This window comes from Shewanella sp. VK101 (genome assembly GCF_056497865.1).
On sequence record NZ_CM151402.1, the window covers coordinates 948,620 to 969,046 of the forward strand.

Genomic DNA, 20,427 nt, shown 5'->3' on the forward strand with positions numbered 1-20,427 from the left:
GCTAGTAGCAAGGAGAATTGAGTGGGGCAAGGGAATAAAAAGAGTCAACTGGCTGACAGGCCAGATTATATCCAATATAGCCAGGATGGCTTGGAACGAGGTTGGTTCACCGAAGCCGATATTACCAAAATTGAGAGTGAACCGGCAATATTCCAATGGACTATTCCACGAGCTTTCTATAGTAAATACAGTGGCTGGTTTACGATTTTAAGATTATGGGGAGGCATTGTAGGGATCCCAGTGCTTTTTTTTTCGTGGACACTGCTAGGTAGTGAACAACCTGATAAAGGAGGATGGAACTTCGTTATTCTTATTGGAACATTCCTTTCTTTAGTCATATTGTTTGCATATTATACAACCAGATTTCAATATCACCATGTTGCATATAAGATCACCGAGTCGGGTTTTTTAAGGGATGAGGTTAAACTCTGCCCAAGATGGGGTTATGGCGCTGTTAACCCGGAAGGTTTGATGTGGGTATTACGGGTCATGGCGCTGATCCTGGTACCGATTGCCTTGGTTGTACACCCAGTTTTATTGGTAGGTGTCGGCGGCCTGGCGTTATTGAGCTTTAAAAAGGTAGAGCCTTCTGAGCCTGAAAAAGCTCACTATATTCCAATTTTTTGGCACGAGAATGGAATTTCTGATGAAGAGAGACTGAGTATCATTAATCTCAGTCCGCGAAGACGCATTATTCATGTCAGAAGCTTAAATTGGCGTAATGGTGGTGCGATATTTTGCACCAAAGAAAACTATGAGGAAGTTAAAGCGTTTGTACTGAAGAAATTACCAGAGGCCAAGGTGGTTAAAGAGGAGTTGTCGATTTGAGTTATTACTTAAATTAAGTTGGACGAATGATGAGCCAATTAGTAAAAAGACCAGATTATATTCAGTATAGTCAGGACGGCTTGGAAAGAGGCTGGTTCACCCAAGCCGATATTACCAAGCTTGAAGACGAACCGGCCATCTTTCAGTGGACTATGCCAAGGGCTTTTTTTTACCGGTTTAGTGGCTTAGTAACCATTTTAATCATTTGGGGAGTGATGGCGGGTATCCCTATGTTGTTTTTTTCATTGATAAATTTAGCATCAGAAAATCCACAACCTAATGATTGGAGTGTTGTTGTCGGATTGGGAGTTTTCTTTTCTTCAATGTTGCTACTTTTCTATTATTTAACTCGATTTCAATATCACCATGTTGTATATAAGATCACCGAGTCGGGTTTTTTAAGGGATGAGGTTAAACTCTGTCCAAGGTGGGGGTATCGCGCCATTAACCCGGAAGGTTTGATGTGGGTTCTGCGAGTTATGACTCTTATCCTCGTGCCGATGGCTCTGGTTATACACCCATTTTTATTGGTGGGTGTCGGCGGTCTGGCATTGTTGAGCTTTAAAAAGGCAGGGCGGGATCCCACTTTAAATTGAACTTTTACGGTTGGTCATGATCTGATCTGCCTTGCCCTTAATCCACAGATGACCATGACCCTTTTGAAACAACTAGAACAGATTACCGATCCCCGTAAGGACATCAATCTAAAGCATAATTTAGTGGATGTGGTGTTCCTGACACTCAGTGCTATCCTCAGCGGTGCGACTGGGTGGAAGTCTATTCAGGAATTCGGAGAAGAACAGCTAGATTGGCTCCGTCTGTACCGAAAATTCGAAAATGGCATCCCTAAAAGGCATTGTATCAGTAATATAATCAAAGCATTGGACAGCGAACTGCTCCTTCAAGCCATATTTGGCTGGATCAATGAGCAACGGCAAACGGAAGGGAAAACCGTTATCGCGCTGGATGGAAAAACCCTGCGCGGGGCGTGGAGTGAGGATGCTAAGAATGCACTCCATGTTGTCAGCGCATTTGATGTCGGCAACGGCATTACACTTTACCAAGACAGTTCACATTCTAAAGGGAAAGAAGCTGAAGTCGCCCGCAACATGATTGATGCTATGGCACTGGATAATGCCGTTCTGACGCTGGATGCACTGCATTGTCAGGTGTCTACCATGAACAAAATTAAACAGGGGAACGGTGATTTCATTATTCAGCTCAAGTCGAACCAGCCGGGATTATTTGAAGCAGTCAAAACCAGCTTCAGTAAAGCGTATGAGCAGCCAGAACTGGCTATATTTGAGCAGTTCAACATGGGTCATGGCCGCAGGGAGCGCCGAACAGTCATGCAGATAGAAGCAGAATTATCAGCGGAACTTAAGAAAAAGTGGCCGCACATCACCTCATTTATCGAAGTTGCCAGTGAACGGACAGTCGATGGAATAACATCATGTTCTTCACGCTGGTATGTCAGTTCCTTACCGCTCAATGCCGAAGAGGCCGCGAGGACTATTCGAGAGCATTGGGGGGTAGAAAATCAGCTCCATTGGGTGCTGGATGTGGTCTTCCGCGAAGATGCGCTGAAGGTAACGGATCCTGATGGCGCAAAGCATCTCGCCCTATTTAACCGAGCGGCTCTGAGTGCGATAAGGCAGCACCAAGGCAAAAAAGACAGTCTGGCAGGTAAGCGCCGCCGTGCTGGTTGGAGTCCTACATTTCGCTCAGAGTTGTTATTTGGTTAAGATATAAACAAAGTGGAATCCCGCCCTGTTAAAAAGGTAGAGCCTTCTGAGCCTGAAAAGGCCCACTACATTCCAAATTTATGGCATAAATCTGGAATTGCGAATGAGAAAAGGTTGAGCATAGTTAATCTAAACCCACGAAGAAGAATTATTGATATCACAAGTGCAGATCTTACGAAAGGTGGCGCAATATTTTGCACCCAAAAAAACTATGAGGAAGTTAAAGCGTTTGTGCTGAAGAAATTACCAGAGGCCAAGGTGGTTAAAGAGGAGTTGTCGATTTGAGTTATTACTTAAATTAAGTTGGACGAATGATGAGCCAATTAGTAAAAAGACCAAACTACATTCAGTATAGTCATAGTCGATTGGTATTAGAGTTTTTAATAGGGTAATGGTTTGAGTCTGTTAATTAAGCGGCCAGATTACATTGAGTACTACCCTTACGTTGAAGAGGGCGCCTTTCCACAGGCAGAGATTGATAAACTGGAGCTGGAACCGGCTCTGTTTCAATGGACTATGCCGCGAGCTTTTTTTTGGAAGGACTCCCCATTAGTACATCATTTGAAAGCTGTTGGTCTCTTATGTGGTATACCTGTGGGTTTCTTTCTGTTTATTGGTATAGTTGGCGATAATGGCGTTGACTATGAATTAATTGAGTCCTTGTTTGTTCTGTTCATGTTTATGTTTTCTATACTGTTATTTTTCTATTACATAACCAGAAGCCAATATCACAGTGTGGCCTATAAAATCACTGAGTCCGGTATTCTAAGGGATGAAGTGAAAACTTACCCTAAGTGGCGTTATAAAAATGAGGTGCCGGAGTCATTTCTCTTTATCTTAAGAGGCATCGCACTCTTGGTGATCCCTATCGCATTGATGGTCAATCCATTGCTGTTGGCGGGGGTGGGAGGGTTAGCTCTGTTAAGTTTCTATCCCTTTCCCAAGGGGGAACCTGAATATGCTCATTATATTCCAACGTTCTGGCATAAAAAAGGCTTAGGGGTAACTAGCCAATTAAGCATAATTAATATTTGTGGAAGTCGTAGGATAATAGATATATACAGCAAAGATCTTAGTCGAGGTGCGATCGTATTCTGTACAGAAGAGAATTTTGACCAAGTAAAACAATTGGTGATAGATAAACTTCCTGAAGCTAAGGTGCTCAATGAACCACTCGAAATTTACTGATGTGAGATTTTTCTTGTGGTTGTTTTGAGTGCCTTCCTTGAACGGTAATCCTCCTATTTTCCATTCGAAAGTGCGTCAATAGGCAAAGAGTTAATTATGAGTCAAACATCAGCCAGCTTAGATCTTAATGCCACTCCCCCTTATGCAGGGGAGCTGCGCCCCTTTCCCCTAGGCGAGGCGCTGTTTTTCTCCCCCAAACCCCTGCCTTCGGCCATCGCTTCATCTGCACTTGGCCCCTCGGGCGAGGTACTGGAAATCAATGATGTTTATATGGACATAGGCGGAACCAGTCATGGCAAGGCCTTTCAGGTGCAGTTGTACACTGGCTGTATAAGCTTTTTCCTTTTTGTACAAATGGCTACCAGCCTGTTGATAGCGCGTAAGGATTATATTATCAATGACGGACAGGCTTCGTTTTGGCATTACTTTGTTGAATCTGTGATTGAGTTGTTACCATTCACCATTATTTGCGCATCCGTTGCCCTCTGTTTAGGCGGCTATGTCATCATCAGCACATCGCTGAAAGCTGCCCGCCAGCGGCCGCTGAGGTTTAACCGCCAGCGGCGTGAGGTGTGCTACTACCCCGAGGGCAGCAAACAGCCGCAGTTTATTCCCTGGGAGGAGGTGGTGTCCTGGGTCGCCATGCATAAGGGCGCCACCGGCACCAATGTGATGACTAACGTCACTTTTGGGATGGCCTTGCCTCATGGCGACAACTACTGGATGCTGACCCGGCCGGTTGCCACACTGGCCTCGGCGCAGCTCTCCTGGGAGACCATGCGTTGCTATATGGATGAAGCACCTGAATATTGGGCCTCAGCGGCACAACCGGAAAATAGACACAGCTTCGATGAGCATCGCAAGTCGCTGCACGAACACTTTAAGATAGGGCCGAAAAACCTGTTTTGGATGGAGTGGGGCGATCACAGCACTTCCTATGCGGGCATGGTGTGGTTTTATCTGGTGAATGTGTTTTGCCTGTGGAAGTTTCCCTATTGGGTGTCAGAGTGGACCCAAAACCTTGCCACCTTTCAACCCACCGCAGCACTGGAGGCCTGGTCTCAGCCGTTGCCTGAAAGTGAATGGGCCCAGCCCAGCGCAGAGCTGGTTCGTTTAAAAGCGGAAATCACCGCGCACTACCAAGCCGGTGGCTCTCTGGGGGATTTTGTCAAACCAGCCGCCTAGGGCTATGACGACGAGCTAATTTACCCCAGAGCTTATACCTAAGTTGCAAAAGTGAACGCCACTAGGGCTTATTCACACCTTCTTTAAGACTTTTACAGGAATGCTCTTAAAGCAAGTCGACTTCAGCTTATTCCTTGGGACATTCCTTCAGGCCACTCTTTCGGGCAACTCTCTTCGGGCAAGAATTTGCCCGGCGAGCAAAAAATTGCCCGGGTTCGGGCAAGAAATTGCCCGGAGAGCGGGTGTGGGTTTGGATGTTGTTGTAAAACAGAAGCTTACGATTTGGCATGCTTCTGGCATTGGGTGATGAGGTTTTATCACTCATTCAACAGTAAAAGGAATTAACCATGCCGACACCATGTTATATCTCCATCGAAGGTCAAACCCAGGGCAACATCACGGCAGGCGCGTTTACGGCCGAGTCAGTGGGCGACATCTTTGTGGAAGGTCATGAAGACGAGATGCTGGTTCAGGAATTCAACCATGTGGTGACAGTGCCGACCGACCCACAGTCAGGTATGCCTTCGGGTCAACGGGTGCACAAGCCGTTCAAGTTCACCGTGGCGCTGAACAAGGCGGTGCCTTTGATGTACAACTCGCTGTCATCCGGTGAGAAGCTGAACAAGGTTGAGCTGAAGTGGTACCGCACCTCTATCGAGGGCAAGCAGGAGCACTTCTTCACCACCAAGCTTGAAGGTGCGACGATAGTGGACATCAACTGCCACATGCCACACTGCCAGGACCCGAACAAGGCGGATTTCACTCAATTGGTTGAGGTGTCAATGGCCTATCGCAAGATAGACTGGGACCACGTGAGTGCCGGTACTTCAGGTGCGGATGACTGGCGCAAGCCCATCGAAGCCTGATAGTGTGTGTCAGCCACCGCCTTGCGGTGGCTGTTTGCCATTGGGGTGTTTTCTGGCGAGGACGTCAACTGACAGTGTAAACGGTTGATTGAGAGCCAGAGAGCAGGCCAATGGCTTTTGGTGCAATTCGGCTAAACGGACATTCAACAGACATTCGAGTCAATCGCATTTAAACCAAGAGCAAAACGGCACTCGGCGAGCGGAGCTCAACGCCTTCCCCTAAAGCAGGGATAGAAGCCGGGGCTCAGACAGCAAGAGCTCAGACAGCAAGAGCTCAGACAGCAAGAGCTCAGACAGCAAGAGTACCGCGAAAGGACAGGGACAATAAGGACAGCGAAGATGAGTCATCAAGGGAGCGGCATGCGTTTTGGATTCAAGGCGGGCAGTTTGGCAGAGGATAGCCTGTCGGTGCTGTCGTTCAAGCTGAAAGAATCGCTGTCGAGTCCTTATGTGGTAGAGCTTGAGTTGCTGAGTCGCCGGGACGATATCAAGGCGAGCGATTTGGTGGACCAGAGCGGGGTACTGAGTTGGTGGCAGGACGGCGAATGCCAGCGAGAATTGCACGGCATAGTAAGCCGCTTTGGCCGCGGCGACAGCGGCCATAGACAGACCCGCTACCGGCTGAGACTGGAGCCGGCCCTGAGCCGCCTGCAACTGCGGCGCAACAGCCGCATCTTCCAGGAAAAGAGCCTGACCGACATCATCGCGGTGCTGTTCGGCGAAATGGGCATTACCGACTACGCCTTTCGCTGTGACCCGCGCCATGAAAGCCGCAAACGGGAATACTGCGTGCAGTATGGCGAGAGCGACTTTGACTTCTTCGAGCGCCTGACCCGCGAAGCGGGGCTGTTCTACTACTTCGAGCACAGCAGCGACAAACACACCCTGGTGCTGTGCGATGCACTGGACAAACTGAGCCTGAGCCCCCACAGCTACCCCTACAACGCCCTGGCGGGAGGACGCGCCGAGCAGGCGAGTGTCCGCAGCGCCGAATACCGCCACCGCCGGGCCGAGAGCGGGGCCACCCTCAAGGACTACAGCTTCCGCAAACCGGCCTACAGCTTCCTGCAACCGAGCACAGAGGATGCAGACTGGCAACAGAGCGGCTATGAACACTTCGACTACCCGGGGCGCTACAAGGACGATACCGACGGCAAACTGTTCAGCAAGGTGCGCCTGGCGGGACTGAGACGGGAGAGCGAACAGCTGCTGCTCAAGAGTGACCAACTGCAGGCGTTGAGCGGGCAGAAGTTTGCCCTGAGTGAACACCCGGATGCGAGCCTTAATCGCGAATGGGTGATAGTGGGGGGCAGCCACACAGGCGAGCAGGGCAATGCGGCGGAAGAGGACAACAACAGCCGCGGCACGACCTACAGTAACGAGATAGTGGCAGTACCCTCCTCCACACAATGGCAGGCGGAGCCGAAGGCCAAACCACAGATGGCAGGGCCGCAGATAGCGACTGTGGTGGGGCCGAAGGATGAAGAGATATTTTGTGACGAATACGGCCGGGTGAAGGTGCAATTCCCCTGGGACAGATATGCCAAGGGTGACGAGCACGGCAGTTGCTGGATACGGGTCAGCCAGGGCTGGGCCGGTGGTCAGTATGGCTTTATGGCACTGCCGCGGATAGGGCATGAAGTGATAGTGTCATTTCTGGACGGCGACCCGGACCAACCCATCATCACCGGCCGGGCCTTCCATGCAGTGAACCAGGTGCCTTACGCGCTGCCGGCCCACAAGACCCGCACCGTGCTGAAGACCCAGAGCCACAAGGGCGAGGGCAGCAATGAGCTGAGGTTTGAGGATGAAGCGGGGGAAGAGGAGATTTACCTGCACGCGCAGAAAGACCTGAACCTACTGACCGAGAATGACAGGCACGAGCATATCAAGCACGACAGCCACCTGGATGTGGACAATGAAAGGCGCAGCCGCATCGGCGGCAACGACCACCTGACGGTATTGGGCGAGTCCCGTCAGCAGGTAACAGGCGACAAGAGCCTGATAGTGGATGGCAGCCAACAGATCAAGGTTGCAGACAAATACCTGCTGCAGGCCGGGCCGGAAATTCAACTGAAAGCCGGTGCCAAGATAGTGATCGAGTCCGGTGCCGAAGTAACGCTTAAGGCCGGTGGCAGTTTTGTCAAAGTCGATCCGGCCGGGGTGCATCTTTCCGGCCCAGGGATCAACCTCAACTCAGGGGGCAGCCCAGGCAGTGCCAGTGGTTTCAGCGGTTTGGCACCTGTGTTACCCGGCGCGGTTGAACAGGCAATATTGCCTCAGGGGGGAAGTGTTCCCCTATCTGCGCTGTTGGTTGCCGAGGAGTTCGCCGCGCCTGCGGTGCAGGTGTGCCCGCTGACCGAAGAGGCGGCTCAAGCTCAGGCGCAAAGCTCTGCTGAGACTTCAGCTGAAGTCGATACGGCAGAAACAGCAGACGCTGCGACCGGTGGCGGAGCGGCATCTGCAGTGGTGCCCGGTGCCGCTGATAGTCAACAAGCTGAAACGCAGCCACAGACCGAAGAGACTGAAGCCGAGCGTTTTCGCCGTGAAGTGATCCGGCCGACGCTGGCAAAACTCGATGTGGTCGATGAAGATGCTGAAATTCTATTGCTGGGGACGGCAGCTCATGAGAGCCATCTGACCATGAGAGATCAGATGGGTAACGGACCCGCCAAGGGGCTGTACCAGATGGAACCGGCGACCCACAATGATATCTGGGACAACTTCCTGAAGTATAAGTCGAAATTGGCGAAGAAGGTTTCGGCACTGCAAGGCTCGGATGACAGACTATCCGAGCTGCGCAACAATGATGAATACGCCACCGCCATGGCTTATGTGCACTATGCCAGAGCCAGATTCAGAACCGGAGAGGCCTTCCCTGATGGTCAGGATATCAAGGCGGTAGCCAAATATTGGAAGCAATACTACAACACTGTGCTTGGCAAAGGCACAGTGGAGAAATTTGAACAGGACTGGTGGCGTATCACCGGTAAGGCAGACAAATAATGAGGCAGTTGGTATTAGCTTGGGTGTTGCTGTGTTGCGGTGCGATTCCGGCTTGGGCAACAACAGCAGAAAACGGTTTTTCCCAGAAGTCAGCGGAGGCGAGTTTAACGCTTGAGTTGCGGACTATCGCCAGAGTGGATGTCTCCGCCCTCTGGTTTACCGATAGCGAAGGCGATCGCATGCCCACCGCGGAGCTTTATCTGACGCAATATAATCGCCAGGGTTATCCGCGGATCATCGACGGTTTCACAGGCCATACCCCCCAATTGCAAGCGGTTGATCTCGACGGAGATGGACAAGTTGAGATTCTGCTTAGATACAAGGCAGGCGGGCATCAGACCCTGATGAATGTTTATCGGCTCAAGGGCAATCTGCTGCGGCGACTGCCTTCCGATGATTTGGTATCGGATAGAGATGGAATAGAACTGCAGTACACCTCCGCCGGAGAGCCAAGAATCAGAGTCATCAGCGGCAGAGATACAAATACTGATAAGGCTTTGCTGGTTACCACAGATTACCGCTTGCAAGATGGCAAGCTGGTTGAAGCCAAGGATTGATTGCTGCCGAAGTCGCCGTGCGGCTTTGGTTATCAAGGAGTGGAAATGTTTGTGCAACGGAATGACACCCTGAGTGAATTAGGCTATTGGCTGCTTAATCCCCTGGCCAATGAAAAGCTACTGCCCGCTTATTATCAACAGGGCGGCGTGGATGCCGTGCCTTTGTTTCAGGGCACTTTGCTCGAGTCCCATAAGGATAAGGGGCCATGGTTGGTGCCGGCACGGCCGGAATTGTTGCAGCAAGCGCCATTTGCCGATTGTCCTATTCTGGCGCTGGAGAGTCATTTGCCCAGGCCGCAACTGCTTGCCCACTTGAAGAGCCTGCTTCTGGCTGCATGTGATGGTGAACGAGTGGTATTCCGCTTCTATGACCCCAGAGTGCTGCAACCTATGCTGCCGCGCTTTAGTCAAGTTGAGTTGGGGGCTTTTCTGGGGCCGATAACCCGTTTGAGCTTTGTCGGCAAGCCGTTGCCAAGCGGCAACAGCGACGACCCTATGGATGAGGCGCAGCATCTTGACCCCGCCAGCCCCGTTAAGGCCCAGCATGGCAGCATTGTGGTGCAGCACCCGGGCGAGCCCGGTTATACCGAGCATGCGGATATCTGGTGGCAGATGAAACCCGAGCATCTGGCCGGACAAAGCGACATCCAGCGCCATATCTATATTGTTGAGCGCCAGTTATGGCGAGAGTTGCATCCCTTGATGAGCCAGCAACCCAAGCGGCGGGAGATCATTAAGGCGGCGATTCTGCGGGGGCGTGAACAAGGGGTGGATGAAGAGGATATCCCTGTGTTTGCTGCCGCGCGTCTGGGGCGCAGTGTCAGCTATCCTATGCCGGCGATCGCCCAAGGAATGAGATTGAATCAACAGGACTTTTTGAATTTGGCTAAATGGATGGAGCATGCATGAGTCAGCACACTATCCCCTGTGAAACCTTAACCGACTGGATTGAAATCGACTTTCGTGATGAAAGCAATCAGCCCTTATCCGGGTTAACAGCCACTGTTACCGATGCCGCCGGCAACAGTCGACAGCTCAAGTTGACGGGGGGGCCGCAACTGATCACCTGTTTGGCGCCGGGGGCGGTGACGCTGACTTTTGATACCGACAGCTGGCTCAAAACTGTGATGTCCAGGCGTCCACTGAATGCTGCCGAAACCTCCGCCGTGCCTGAATATGTTAAGGCGGCCAAGGGCTTCAACAATACGGCTAAACAGCATTTGCAGGCAACGGTTGGTGATTTTTGGCAACAGCCGCCCACAGCAGCCGTGGCCGAGCGCCATCAAGCCGGGAAAGGCAAGAGTGGTGCCGTAGAGCTGCTCAGCCGCAACGCCTATGTAGTGGAGATCCAGGCATTCAAATGGTTAACCGTGCGTATGGGGCTGTTTTTCGATGGCACAGCCAACAACACCTATAACGTTGATTGGGGCCGGCAACAGCAGGAGCGGGCGGCGCATTACTGTATGAACCGCTTCTCGGTGGAGTCACAGGAGCAGGCCCTGGAACTGGCGGCTCAGTGTCAGGCACCCATGCCCAAGGCGATGGAGAATCTCAGTGCCACCAATGAATACACCAATGTGCAGAAACTTGAGTGGCTTTACGCCAATCAGCTCTATGGCGCGAGCCTTTTGCAGTTTGGCTTGTATGTCAAAGGGATAGGTACGTCTTTGGAAGAGCCGGCTAACGGTATAGATGATGATGATGCCTTTGCCGGGGTGGCAGCCGGACGCGGGGATAACGGTGTTGAGTCTAGGGTGGAGCAGGCATTGAATGATGTCTGTCAGAACAAGCTCAAGTCGCAGTGGGGCCGCCTTGCCAACCAGTATGATGGCGTAGGCAAGTTTGAGTTTGATCTCTTTGGTTTTAGTCGTGGCGCAGCGGCGGCACGTCATTGCGCCAACATGGTGCTCAGGGAAAAAGATAATCTGTTCCAGGCCGCGCTGGCGAAGCATTGCAGCGATGTACCGCTGCGCTCGGATATGGACTGGCAAAACAATGAGCATTGTCAGATCCACTTCGTTGGTATTTACGATACCGTCGCCGCAATTGCAACCCTGTGGGACGGCATAGATCCCCATGATGAACACAATGGTGATGTGAAGCTCTGGCTGGATCCCAAGCGGGTGAAGAAGGTGGTGCATCTCACTGCCAATCCAAGGGATGAGTTCAGGTATAACTTCTCGCTCAATAGTCTCAACAACGCCTCTCGAAACCCAACGGCACCCTTCTTTGAGGCTGTATTGCCCGGGGCACACTCAGATCTTGGCGGTGGCTACTATTCACGCCAGTTTTTCGATGGCAAGGTGCAGTCCTACAACCCGCTGTTTACCGAGACCAAGCTGGTTGCCGCCTATCACAGCCGCTTGCCGAAAAACGCCGTCAGCAGCAATAGCCCGGTGGCCTTTGGTCAAGGGGACGATCCGGCATTGACCGCCAAAGTGATGGCCTCAGATGCAGGTAAAAAGGTGCTGCGGGAAATCGACCGTTTGGTCACCATGAACTGGTGTCAGACCTCGGACTTGAGTATCGATTATGTGGTCAGGCCTGTATTGCAGGGCAACAAGAACAGGGAGCCGGAAGAGAGGGTAACGGTGAAGCTGACCATGACGCGGATTGTTGAAGGGGATCTGTCACGCCTGTATCTAAGGCTGATGGCCGGTTTGGCCAAGTTCAGCGGCGTGAACTTTGATGAGGGCGCCTTCGAGCAGAAATGGAGCTCGGACAGCAGCTACAAGGTGGAAGATCTCAACAGTCACTTTAACCTGCTTGGCCGTTCATTCGCCGCTATTTGCGAAGAGGTATTGCAGCAGGCGACGCAGGGGCAACTGCACCCGCTGCTTGGCGATGAATCTTTCAGGCGGGCACTGAGGCCACACTTTATTCACCACAGCGCCGATGTGGTATCGGTCGCCGGTGGTTTTATCGTGCCTTATATCCCCAACGACGGTAATGCTCGCGCCGTGCACCCGGCCGTAAAAGGGAAATAGTATGCCTATGGGGGTTGCCACAGTACTTCGCCTGTTGTTATTGCTGATGAGCGGCTTTCTGTTTGCCTGCTCGGGAGGCAGCATGACCGCCAGAGCCGCATCTCAGAGCGAAGGTATTCCCTGGGATATAGAGATAGTGGCGCCTTTTTATTATGAAGTCATGCCCATGGGCAATCCTGTGCCGACTGTCTATGGCCTCAACAGTAAGCAGGACTGGACTTCGGTGCATACCGGCTTTCGGCGGATCCCGGACCTCAAGACCCATAAGGCCAATGCCCCCGGAGGGCTGGATCCCTGGACACTGGATTTTTGTTTCAACTGCATCAGCAGTTTTTATAACGCCGATGCCTATGTTCAGCCGCCGGAAGAGATATTTATCCGCTATCTGGCGCTCACTGAAGAGCGGATCTATGAACTGAGTTTCCGCTTGCCTGATGAGTTGCAGCGGCAGATGTTGGCCGCGGCAACCGGCGATAATGACAGTGGTAAAGCTTGTCAAACCGGCATTTTATTTGGCTTGTTGCCGGGCGGCGAAGCCAAGGTTTGGCTTGCGGTTTGCGGCCGTTATCAGTACCTGCGTCAGGCCCAGGCTCAGTTTGGCCCCATGACACTCGATGCAAGTGACAGGGATTATCGCCAGTATATGCTGGCCATTGAGGGGCAGAGGCGCAAAAATGCCGCGTCCGCAGAGCCTTTGCTGCCTGTCCGCCCTGAGAGGCTGGAGTCGATGCGCCAAAGTGACCCGGGAATGGTGCAAGAACCTGCGTTGGTGAGCGATAGCCGCTGCTGGGCCGATAAGCCCGAGCGCCCCTTGAGCCCACAAACGCCGCTTAGTCTGCAGCAACAACGCTGGCTCAGCCGTTTATGGCTCGATGCCAAGCCGCTGCTGGATAGCAGTGAACTCTATTACAGCTTGCCTCAGGCGGTCACTCTGGCCTGGGAGGAAGCCGCCGCCAAGGGCCTGAGTCCAAGAGAGTCTGAATTATGGGTGTTGGCCAGAGTGGCTGCATCATCGAGCGGCGAGTTGGCACCCTTGGCAGCCCGGCTGCAGCTGACAGATACAGAGCTTGCCATGGTGCAGCAATGGGCAGATGAATTTTGCGGACGTTAATCAAGGTATTAAGGAGTCAGTTATGGGTAATGCCGTTAAGTTGGGCGATATAGGGACAGATCATGATGGGTTTCCACCCACGCCGGTGACTTCGGCCTCTTCCACGGTCAAGGTGGATGGTATTCCGCTGGCACGTCAGGGCGATTCATTGGCCCCTCACGACAAGCCCAAACATCCGCCGCACCCTCGTACCATTGCCGCGGGTTCGGGCAGTGTTTTTATCGATGGGAAACCCGCCGCCAGAACCGGCGATGCGGTTGACTGCGGTGGTACTCTGGTGGGCGGTGGTACTGTGAATATTGGTTGAGATCTGAGCGGTAAAAATGGCCCATGGGACTGGCTCGTTGCAGTGGCCTTCTGTATGATGGCGGCCCTTGAAAATTCAGTCAGTTCCACAGAGGTATCGAAATGGAAGTCAATCAAGAGCAGAGCCAGCGTCGTGGCGCCAAAAAGATCAGATTTGATAATCAGGAGTTGGTGAAAACCAGCTTTTGGGTCAGCCAAATTTTTATGATTATCGCCACTGTTGCCGGGGTTTATTTGGCGGCGCAGGAAGGTCTGTCACAGGCGATTAAGTTTGATAGCCTGACCAATATGCAGAACAACTATCATCTGCAACATTCTCTCTATGAAGAGCTGAAAGACAATGTCACTGTAATGACAGAGTATGCTGAGCGAATAGAGAAAGAAAAACCTTATAATATCAAAGAATATCATCCAGTTATGGCGGACTTTGTCTGGCAAAACATGAAGTATTCTGCCTACACCCTGGAAACCCCCAGCGATATCCTCTCCGGTGCCCGTCGTTTCTACATGGGCTCTGAAGATATTGTCGGCAAAATTGAACGTAAGTTCTATGGCCCAAGCTTTGGTACCAAACAACTGAGAGTACTGATTGAAGAGGTCGAAACCAAGACCTTGCCCAAGTTGGAGCAGAGTTATAAGAAGATGGCCGACGAACTGAAACGTGCCGGTATTGATGTAAACTGACAAATCCGGTTGTTGTTTGGGAATCGGCCGACAGATAACTGAGTTTCCCTGACTCACAATGACAGGTTTAATGCCATCATTGGGAGTTACTATGGAAAGGAAATCTGAGCCGGTATCAAACGGCCGTAAAATTCATTTTGACAATAGTGAGCTGGTGAAAACCAGCTTCTGGGTGAGCCAGCTGTTTATGGTGGTGGCAACGGTTCTGGGCGTTTATCTGGCGGCGCAGCAAGGGCTGTCACAGGCGATTAAGTTTGATTCTCTGGTCAATACCCAGAACAACTATCATCTACAACGTGCCTTGTATGACGAAGTGCGGGATAACCTGCAGACGCTGGAAGCCTATATGGCGGACATAGATAAACTCAGACCGCTGGACTTGCGGTCATTGCATCCCCAGCTTAGCGATTTTGTCTGGCAAAACATGTATTACTCGGCCAATGCACTGGAAACACCGGCTGAGATCCTGACCGCTATCCGCAGGTTCAGAATTGAATCTGCCCAGCTGATTGAAAAAATGGAAAAGCAAGAGTTGAGCCGCGGTGTCGGTACAACCAGGTTAAGAGCCTTGGTAGGGAAGATTTCGGCCGATACTCTGCCTAAGCTGCAACTGAGTTTCCAGCGTATGGAGCTTGAGTTGCAGCGTAGTGGCATGGATGTGAATATCACAGAGGAATAATCCATGAGTTTAAAATGTCCCGGGTGTCACAGCGAGTCGATGCGCACCTTTGAGCTTTACGGTGAGCAGGTGGACAGCTGCAATCAATGTGAAGGCATCTGGTTTGATAACGGCGAGCTTAACGGTGCGCTGTCAACAGCCGACAACGGCAACGATCATGTGCGCATCGAGGAGTCGCTGGGGCCGCACCTCGGGCTTTCCAAGCGCCAGTGTATGCACTGTGAAGAACAGATGCACAGATACCATCTGATGGACGGCTATCAGATAGAGCTGGATGTCTGCCACAGTTGCAGTGGGGTTTGGGTTGACAAGGATGAAAGGGATAAGGTGGTGCAATCCCCAAGGCTGCAAGGGCTACTGGCCGAGCTGAATGGCAAGATCAGTGTGAAGACCTGGCTGTTTCAGTTTTTGTCGCAAATGCCGGTGGAGTTTAATCTCAAAACCCGTTCACAACCCGCCATCACCTACCTGCTGCTGGCACTCAATATCATGATCTTTGCCGCCTATGGCACAGACTTGGACATAGCCGATACCGTATTTGCCAACTTTGCCCTGCGGGCCGATGAGGTGTTGCACGGCAGCCATGTATGGACCCTGTTCAGCCATATGTTCCTTCACGGCGACTGGATCCACCTGGCGGGCAATATGTACTTCCTCTATGTGGTTGGCGACAATCTGGAAGACGCCTTGGGACGCATGAGATTCCTTGGGCTTTATCTGCTTTGTGGCCTAGCGGCTGCGGCGGTGCAGATTATTGCTGATCCCGGCTCCAATATCCCTATGGTGGGTGCCAGTGGTGCCATTGCCGGCCTGTTCGGCATGTATCTATTGTGGTTCCGTCATGCCAGCCTGACCTTTATGTTTGTTATCTACCAGAAGAAGCTGTCGCCTATGGCTTTCTTTGCCATCTGGCTGGTATTCAACGTGGTTGGTTTGATGATGGCCGGTGAAGGCGTGGCTTACTGGGCTCATATCGGTGGCTTTGCCATGGGACTTATCCTGGGGTTTGGCCTCAAATCCAGAGTGATGCAGCAAAATCCCTTGCTGGCGATGCTTAATGAGCCAGAGGTGAAGATCCGTCGCTGAGTTTCAGCTAGGTTCGTAGGTAAGGTGCGAATAAGTCCTCGTGCCACTCTCTGATGCAGAGAGTGGCTTGCACAGCAATTGGCGTTCAAGGCATTCGACTGAAGGCATGCCGGGGCCTGTCGAAGTCGGCCTTCTCTAATAAACCCCAGTCAGTTCTCTGAGCGGGGTTTATTTTTTACCGCTGAAAAATATTGCGCTTTTTTCCAAGGCAGTGTTATTGTCCGCAAATGGGTGTTTTGAGATCTGGATCACAGATGAGCCGAATCGAGAGGTGGTTTGCATTATTGCTGGTCAGTATTTTGCTGACGGGCACTCTTGCTGCTATCCCTAAGGCCCATTCTCAGCAGGTTTCTCTGGTACCGGTTTCAGCCTCAATACCTCTGGCGGTGCAGGGAGATAATTCCCAAGGCCTGTTCCTCAAGACGCTGACAGATTCTCAGGAGCCGACGCTTCCGAAACAGAAATCTACTCATCTGGCGCCTTCGGCCGAGTTGGTACTGCGCTTGCCGTCGCTGGAGTCATTGCAATCCCATGCACTGCATGTATTTCCTCAGGCACAGACCCGCGCACCGCCATTAGACCTCATTTGAAAACCGTCTTTCGGGTTCGCACTAATGCGAAGCCCGGCAACCCAGTTTCCAAGTGAGGTAACAATATGAAAACACTTCATCCTTTTGCGATTGCCAGCAACGACAGGCTGCAAGCCTCTGCTTTAGCCAATCAACTCAACCCTTATGACAATGCCTTAGAGGCCATGATGGACTTCAGCCACAGTGCGCGTATGGTCATCAGTGCCGATATGCCGGCGCCTGATGCCTCAGCCCTGATGCAGAGTGAACACAGCGCATTGCACTTTGTCATTAATGCACGTCATGAAATGTTGGGCATCATCACCCAGGAGCTGTTGGCGCCGGACAATCTGCTCAAGCTTGTCGACAAGGCCCATCAACCTTCCTCCTGGACGGTATTTGATTTGATGCTGCCAAGGGAGCAACTGCAGGCACTGGCCTATGATGAGGTTGCCAACGCCAGTGTCGCCGATGTGTTGCAGAGCCTGCGTCACAGCCGCGAGAACTATTTTGCTGTGGTCGATACCCAGACCCATCAGATCCGCGGATTGTTGAGCCTGGCCGATATCAGCCATCGTTTGAATGTCGGCCAGTTGAGGGAAGACAAGGGCGGCAATCTGCTGAATATTCTGCGGCAGATAAACACCAGTCATGGCTTGGTTCAGCAGATAGCCTGATTTCGGCGCTGTTTCCAATAATGTGAATGATAAAGGCCCGGTAGCCTTGGCGCGCCGGGCCTATTACTGCAGTTCCCACCACTCCCAACTTTCCAGTTGATAGGCTTCGGCCAGTTCCAGCGCCTTGGCATGAGCTGCTTTTGCCCCAAAGCTGTCGCCTTCAGCCGCCAGTGCCAGGCTCAGTTGTTGCTGCCAATCAGCCTGGGTTGCGCCCGCTTTTGAGGTCATCAGCAAGAGTTCCTTGGCCAGCTTAAACTCGCCCCGGTTGTTGAGCACTTTGGCAAAGCCGGCACTCAGCTCTGCAAGATCCTCTGGAAACTGCTTCTTGGCCAGGGCGAGCACTTCGGCCATCTTTGATTTCTGCTCACTGTAATAGAGATACTTTCCCAAGGTGTAGGCCTGCAGCCAGTCGAAATGAAAGCCGCTCCAAAGTGTTTTCTTGGCCTCAAAGTGCGCCAGTACCGCTTCGTAATCGCCAAGCTGTATCAAGGGGCCAACATCGGTAAAGTAACCTGGCGTCAGGCTTTCCAGCCCGGCAAGCAGCGCCGGCATGGCGGTGCTGTAGTGCGTCTCTGAGTGAAAGAAACGGTAGTCGAAGTGCCATTCGGGCGCCTGCTCAGCGAGCAGTTTTCTGAATTCATCCACACCCATGCCTTGCTCGTTGGCCAGAGAGAGAAAAAGCCTGGGGTAGGCCGATGTCTGCCTAGGCTGTTTCAGCCAAGGAGCTGCCCGCTCAAGCAGCGCCATGTTGTCGTACCAGATGCTGGGACTCATGGCGAGAAAGGCACTGAAAGGACTCTTGGATTGCAGCATCATCTGCAGGCTCAGCAAGCCACCCAGAGAATAACCGGCAAGGGCATTGTGGCCCGAGGTGCGGTAGTGTTTGTCGATATAGGGCACGAGTTCCTGTTGCAGGTGGGCGAGCATTTTGTCGCTGCCGCCAAAGTCTGCGCCCTCAGCCGATGGCCAGGTGGTGGAGTAGAGGTAGTCTTTTTGCCCCTGCATGGCGATACCCACTACTATCATGGGCGGTATCTTGCCCATTCTGGCGAGGTTATTGACTGCAGCAGAGACATGGCGGAATTGGAAGTCGGCATCGACGATATAGAGCACGGGATAACGGCGACCAGTGTCTTGGGTGGCATGGTAGCGTTCCGGCAAGGACAGCATCCAGCGCCGCTCGCTTTGGTAGACCTTGGATGCCAGAGTATCACTGTAGCCATAGAGCAAAGGCTCTGGCTTGGCCAGGGCGACTGAACTAAAAAGAAGTGCCGGCAATAAAGCCAGCAGCGGCAGCCTGAGTTTCATGGTTCATCCTTGGTTGTTTTTTAATTTTGTACCTGAATAAACTCCTGGAGGAAAGTGGCTATAGGCACGACCACTGGCAGAGGCAAGCACAAGGCAAAAGAAGAGGGAGCCGTCAGGCTCCCTCTGTTAGTCATGCTGTAGCTGCGATAGGCCGCTTAGAGTGATTTCAAAATCGCTTCTACGCTGGCCTTGGCATCACCGAACAACATCTGGGTGTTGTCTTTGAAGAACAGTGGGTTCTGCACCCCGGCATAACCTGTGTTCATCGAGCGTTTGAAGCCGATGACATTGCGGGCCTTCCACACTTCCAGTACCGGCATGCCGGCGATTGGGCTGGAAGGATCTTCAGTGGCCGCCGGGTTAACCGTATCGTTGGCACCTATCACCAGTACTGTATCTGTGTCTTCGAAATCATCATTGATCTCGTCCATCTCCAGCACTATGTCATAAGGCACTTTGGCCTCGGCCAACAGCACGTTCATATGGCCCGGCAGGCGTCCGGCAACCGGATGGATACCGAAGCGCACCTTAACCCCCAGATTACGCAGTTTCTGGGTGATCTCGGCCACGGGATATTGTGCCTGGGCTACCGCCATGCCGTATCCGGGGGTGATGATCACTGAGCTGGAGTTTTTCAGCAGCTCGGCCACATCCTCGGCTGTGGTTTCACGGTATTCGCCCATCTCTTCATCACCGCTGGAAACGGCGCCATCGGTACCGAAACCACCGGCAATTACAGAGATAAAGGAACGGTTCATCGCCTTACACATGATGTAAGACAGGATGGCACCGGAAGACCCCACCAGGGCACCTGTAACGATCAGCAGGTCGTTGGACAACATAAAGCCCGCCGCTGCGGCCGCCCAGCCAGAGTAGGAGTTGAGCATGGATACCACAACCGGCATGTCGGCGCCGCCTATGCTGGCTACCAGGTGCCAGCCAAAGGCAAAGGCTATCAGTGTCATGATCAGCAGAGGCCAGATGCTGCCACCTACGTTGACGAAGTAAATCATCAGCAGCAGGGATACCACAACCGCCAGCAGGTTGAGCTTGTGGCGATGAGGTAACATCATCGGCTTGGAGGAGATAATGCCTCTGAGCTTGCCGAATGCCACCACAGAGCCGGTGAAGGTCACGGCACCGATGAAGATCCCCAAGAAGACTTCCACCAGGTGGATGTTGAGCATGGCACCCGTCATGGGTTCATGCGCTGCCGAGGCGGCGGCTTGCTCTATGGCTGCCCTGGCGGCTTCCAGAGTGGCATTGAGGTCATTACCGACAGTGACTATTACTTCGTTCATCGCCTGTGGGTGCAGGCCGAGGAAAGAGTTGAAACCCACCAATACGGCGGCCATACCCACAAAGCTGTGGAGAATGGCGACCAGCTCAGGCATTTCTGTCATCTCAACCTTGAGCGCCAGACGAATACCTATGGCACCGCCTATCACCATGGCGAGAATGATCCAGTGAACACCATTGGTTTCGGGATTCAGTATGGTAGCGATCAAAGCGATCGACATCCCTATGATCCCAAACAGGTTTCCATTTTTTGCAGACTCCTGCTTCGATAAGCCGGCGAGGCTTAAGATGAAGAACAGGGCCGCTATGATATAGGCTGCTGTTACCAGTCCTTGAGACACGATAT

Annotated in this window: 20 protein-coding genes; 18 read left to right on the top strand and 2 right to left on the bottom strand. The window is 52.2% G+C overall.

Annotated features, from left to right (window positions below; translation table 11 throughout):
- The first annotated feature begins 21 nt into the window (after positions 1-21).
- The 18 genes from ACSHSR_RS04220 to ACSHSR_RS04305 all read left to right on the top strand — a co-directional run bounded on the left by ACSHSR_RS04220 (position 22) and on the right by ACSHSR_RS04305 (position 17,474).
- Positions 22-828: a hypothetical protein gene (locus ACSHSR_RS04220; protein ID WP_071239073.1), complete on the top strand. Its 807-nt coding sequence runs from the start codon at positions 22-24 to the stop codon at positions 826-828.
- Positions 829-854: 26 nt separating this feature from the next.
- Positions 855-1,424, top strand: a complete 570-nt coding sequence (locus tag ACSHSR_RS04225; protein WP_479631291.1) for a hypothetical protein — start codon at positions 855-857, stop codon at positions 1,422-1,424.
- 54 nt (positions 1,425-1,478) lie between these two features.
- Entirely contained in the window at positions 1,479-2,573 is a 1,095-nt protein-coding gene (locus tag ACSHSR_RS04230) for an ISAs1 family transposase (RefSeq protein WP_109248997.1), read from the top strand.
- A 12-nt stretch (positions 2,574-2,585) separates the two neighbouring features.
- Positions 2,586-2,858, top strand: coding sequence for a hypothetical protein (locus ACSHSR_RS04235; protein ID WP_479631292.1), 273 nt, complete (start codon positions 2,586-2,588; stop codon positions 2,856-2,858).
- Positions 2,859-2,969: 111 nt separating this feature from the next.
- Positions 2,970-3,761, top strand: coding sequence for a hypothetical protein (locus tag ACSHSR_RS04240; RefSeq protein WP_144380502.1), 792 nt, complete (start codon positions 2,970-2,972; stop codon positions 3,759-3,761).
- A 96-nt stretch (positions 3,762-3,857) separates the two neighbouring features.
- Positions 3,858-4,946: a hypothetical protein gene (locus tag ACSHSR_RS04245; protein ID WP_109248969.1), complete on the top strand. Its 1,089-nt coding sequence runs from the start codon at positions 3,858-3,860 to the stop codon at positions 4,944-4,946.
- Between the two features lie 347 nt (positions 4,947-5,293).
- Positions 5,294-5,812 (top strand): Hcp family type VI secretion system effector, encoded by a 519-nt coding sequence (locus ACSHSR_RS04250; RefSeq protein WP_025890191.1) that lies wholly within the window; start codon positions 5,294-5,296, stop codon positions 5,810-5,812.
- A gap of 339 nt (positions 5,813-6,151) precedes the next feature.
- A complete protein-coding gene (locus ACSHSR_RS04255) occupies positions 6,152-8,818 on the top strand; it encodes a type VI secretion system Vgr family protein (protein WP_479631293.1) in 2,667 nt (888 codons plus the stop codon).
- A complete protein-coding gene (locus ACSHSR_RS04260) occupies positions 8,818-9,375 on the top strand; it encodes a hypothetical protein (RefSeq protein WP_109247524.1) in 558 nt (185 codons plus the stop codon). Before ACSHSR_RS04255 ends, ACSHSR_RS04260 begins: the two co-directional genes overlap by 1 nt.
- A gap of 45 nt (positions 9,376-9,420) precedes the next feature.
- Positions 9,421-10,284 carry a DUF4123 domain-containing protein gene (locus ACSHSR_RS04265; RefSeq protein ID WP_109247525.1) on the top strand — a complete coding sequence of 288 codons (864 nt, stop codon included), beginning with the start codon at positions 9,421-9,423 and terminating at the stop codon, positions 10,282-10,284.
- Complete coding sequence (locus ACSHSR_RS04270) at positions 10,281-12,362, top strand: phospholipase effector Tle1 domain-containing protein (RefSeq protein WP_234520552.1); 2,082 nt, start codon at positions 10,281-10,283, stop codon at positions 12,360-12,362. The genes ACSHSR_RS04265 and ACSHSR_RS04270 overlap by 4 nt, the downstream gene beginning before the upstream one ends.
- A 1-nt stretch (position 12,363) precedes the next feature.
- Positions 12,364-13,473 (top strand): DUF2931 family protein, encoded by a 1,110-nt coding sequence (locus tag ACSHSR_RS04275; protein ID WP_115389182.1) that lies wholly within the window; start codon positions 12,364-12,366, stop codon positions 13,471-13,473.
- A gap of 22 nt (positions 13,474-13,495) precedes the next feature.
- Entirely contained in the window at positions 13,496-13,780 is a 285-nt protein-coding gene (locus ACSHSR_RS04280) for a type VI secretion system PAAR protein (RefSeq protein ID WP_025886893.1), read from the top strand.
- A 101-nt stretch (positions 13,781-13,881) separates the two neighbouring features.
- Positions 13,882-14,463: a hypothetical protein gene (locus ACSHSR_RS04285; protein WP_115389181.1), complete on the top strand. Its 582-nt coding sequence runs from the start codon at positions 13,882-13,884 to the stop codon at positions 14,461-14,463.
- 91 nt (positions 14,464-14,554) lie between these two features.
- The gene (locus ACSHSR_RS04290) at positions 14,555-15,142 is read left to right on the top strand and encodes a hypothetical protein (protein ID WP_045283090.1); all 588 of its coding nucleotides are present in this window, start codon (positions 14,555-14,557) and stop codon (positions 15,140-15,142) included.
- Between the two features lie 3 nt (positions 15,143-15,145).
- Positions 15,146-16,228 (top strand): rhomboid family intramembrane serine protease, encoded by a 1,083-nt coding sequence (locus ACSHSR_RS04295; RefSeq protein ID WP_025886895.1) that lies wholly within the window; start codon positions 15,146-15,148, stop codon positions 16,226-16,228.
- A 254-nt stretch (positions 16,229-16,482) separates the two neighbouring features.
- Positions 16,483-16,818 carry a hypothetical protein gene (locus ACSHSR_RS04300; protein ID WP_025009965.1) on the top strand — a complete coding sequence of 112 codons (336 nt, stop codon included), beginning with the start codon at positions 16,483-16,485 and terminating at the stop codon, positions 16,816-16,818.
- A 65-nt stretch (positions 16,819-16,883) separates the two neighbouring features.
- The gene (locus ACSHSR_RS04305) at positions 16,884-17,474 is read left to right on the top strand and encodes a CBS domain-containing protein (protein ID WP_025886897.1); all 591 of its coding nucleotides are present in this window, start codon (positions 16,884-16,886) and stop codon (positions 17,472-17,474) included.
- A 63-nt stretch (positions 17,475-17,537) separates the two neighbouring features.
- Here ACSHSR_RS04305 and ACSHSR_RS04310 read toward each other — a convergent pair whose 3' ends face one another.
- Both ACSHSR_RS04310 and pntB read right to left on the bottom strand, forming a co-directional pair.
- Positions 17,538-18,782 (bottom strand): alpha/beta hydrolase, encoded by a 1,245-nt coding sequence (locus ACSHSR_RS04310; protein ID WP_208184420.1) that lies wholly within the window; start codon positions 18,780-18,782, stop codon positions 17,538-17,540.
- 155 nt (positions 18,783-18,937) lie between these two features.
- Positions 18,938-20,422, bottom strand: coding sequence for a Re/Si-specific NAD(P)(+) transhydrogenase subunit beta (pntB, locus tag ACSHSR_RS04315; RefSeq protein WP_025009970.1), 1,485 nt, complete (start codon positions 20,420-20,422; stop codon positions 18,938-18,940).
- Positions 20,423-20,427: the final 5 nt, after the last annotated feature.